The sequence below is a fragment of the Nocardia vinacea NBRC 16497 genome (assembly GCF_000308835.1).
Classification (GTDB): Bacteria; Actinomycetota; Actinomycetes; order Mycobacteriales; family Mycobacteriaceae; genus Nocardia; species Nocardia vinacea.
Map to the genome: position 1 here is coordinate 1 of NZ_BAGN01000334.1, position 2,373 is coordinate 2,373.

Here is a 2,373-nt window from a genome sequence, read left to right on the forward strand (position 1 = left end):
CGGTAGAGAGTGAGTGCCTGCTGGTGCAGGTCGGTAGCCTGCTGATAGTCCCCGGTGAGTCGGCGCACTCGGCCGAGTGCGTTGAGGGCGTCAGCTTCTCCGAGACGGTCGCCAAGGTGGCGTGTGGTGTCAGCGGCACGCTGGTGGAGTCTCGCGGCCAGGGGCCACTCCCCGTCGAACTCCAGCAACCTTTCCACTGATGCGGTCAAGGCAACCATTCGTGCGAGGTCGCGACTGGCGGTGTGGTCCAGGCAGTCCAGCAAGTTTTCCCGCTCGGTGCGCAGCCAGGTGAGCGCCCGCAGTTGATCGTCGAATTCCGGCACCATGGCATCACGCGCCGCGGCAGATGCGATGGCGTGGTCAATGCCGGTGTGGGTGGACGATGCCGGCCATCGGTCCGCGTGGGCGGCGGTGTGCTGGTAGTAGTCCAGCAGCCGGTGCACCGCGCCGGTAGTGTCGGCCTCCGCGTCCGCGGTAGTGAGGCTGTTGGCGTAGGAGCGCAGCAGATCGTGCAGCCGGTACCGGCCTCGGCTGGTTTCGTTGAGCAGATGGTCTTGGTAGAGCGCCAGCAGTTCCCGCCCGGCGGTTGCAACATCCACGTCGACCAGCGCCGCCGCTGCGTACGCGTCCAGGTCGCGGCCGGGATGCAGACCCAGACGCCGGAACACCTGCTGTCGCTGCGGTGGCAGGGCACGATATGACAGGTCGAACGCGGCGCGCACAGCTGGGGCGTCGTCGTCGAGCGCGGCCAGCCGATTTGCCGCAGCTTCGACCTCACCGACGTAGTCATCGATGTCGGCTGCCTTCCATGTCTTGTGGTGTGCGAGTCGTCCGGCAACCAGTACGATCGCCAGCGGCAGGCACCCGCATACGTCGGCAATGCGGGCCGCAGCGTGACGTTCGGTCTCATCGGTGGGGTCGCGGCCGGTAACAGTGAAGACCAGATCCACCGCCGCGGGCGGGTCGAGAACCTCCAGCGCCAAGGGGTTGGTATCCGGCAGAGTGAGCCGGTGCCGACTGGTGATCAGGGTTAGGCATCCCGATCCGCTCGGCAGTAATGGCTCGATCTGTTCCCGGTCGGCTGCGTCGTCGAGCACCAGCAGCATCTTCCTGCCGGCCAGCAGATTACGCCACAGGTCGCGACGCTCTGCCACGGAATCGGGAAGGTTGCGCGGGTCGGTACCGATTGCGATCAGCAGCCCGGCCAGTACCTCCGCCGTATCTGCTCTGGGTTGTCCAGGAGTATGGGCGTGCAACTGGACGAAGTACTGCCCATCGGGGAACCTCGGTGCCAGTTGGTGGGCCGCGTGGACAGCGAGGGTGGTTTTGCCGATACCGGCCATCCCGTTGATCGCATGGATTGCTACTACCCGCCCCCCGCTGGCGGCGTCGAGGATCTGCCGCAATTCCCGGGCACGGCCCAGGAAATCACGCGGAAGGGCGGGAAGACTCGATGTGACGGGCTCCCGCGGCGGTGGCGGTTGCGTCGTGACCACCTGGATCGGTTGGTCACTGCGGCCATGCGCGGGCGCCGGGGTGGCACCGATCGCAACGGTCTGGGCGACCACCCCGGCGAGACTGATCCCCCCTGGCAACTGGTGTGGCGACGCGGTCGGAGCGGGGGCTACCGGCGCGCCGAGGAAGGGTCCTGCGGCTCAGACTTGCCGGCGTTCACCGAACCGATCTCGATATCGCCCACAAACGTGCCTCCCACGACCCGCACCCCGGTCCCGGTCGACTCCACTTCCCGGATCCGCAACGCCGCCGCGGATACCCGCTCCAAATCCACACCCACCGCAGCCCCAGCTGCTGCCTCGTGTGCGCGTACGGCGGCGAGCAACGCTTGCGCCGCCGCGAGCAATTCCTGGTCACCCTCAGCGCCAGCGCGCTGGAGATCCTCGACCAGGACCGAACGTCGGGCGACCGAATCGGGTTGTTGCTCCACCGATTCCACACCCGAGAGCCCGACACGACCCGACACCATAGCCCTCAACTTCTCATAGGCATCGATCACCGCCTGCTTGGCGGTATCGCTCAACCCCGCCACCGCACCCACCGCTACCGCCTCGGCAACGATCGCCGGCACCGTCTCCAACACGAGATTCCCTCCCAGCACCCCACCCCCGCGATACCGGGCGAGGTCATCGATGTTCTGACCGCCGGATTCTACGCCGCTAACCCGGCAGCCGAGCCAATACCGCACCCCCTGAAACCAACATCGATGCTTGAAAAATGCGACGTGCCAACACTATCCACAGCAGGCGGCCAATATACCCAGACCGCCGAGTACAAACGAACTTCGAACATCGACAGAACCACCCTGAGCGACCCCAGTAGGCAGTGTCGAGAAACGTTGACTGCGCTCGCCGAAAC

At 66.1% G+C, this 2,373-nt stretch carries 2 protein-coding genes; both read right to left on the reverse strand.

Annotated elements, in window-relative coordinates; genetic code table 11:
- Positions 1-1,568: tetratricopeptide repeat protein (locus tag ON44_RS33815; protein ID WP_169338123.1), on the reverse strand; the 1,568-nt coding region annotated here is incomplete at its 3' end.
- Between the two features lie 56 nt (positions 1,569-1,624).
- A complete protein-coding gene (locus tag ON44_RS47220; protein WP_157187400.1) occupies positions 1,625-2,098 on the reverse strand; it encodes a Het-E N-terminal domain-containing protein in 474 nt (157 codons plus the stop codon).
- Between the last annotated feature and the right edge of the window lie 275 nt (positions 2,099-2,373).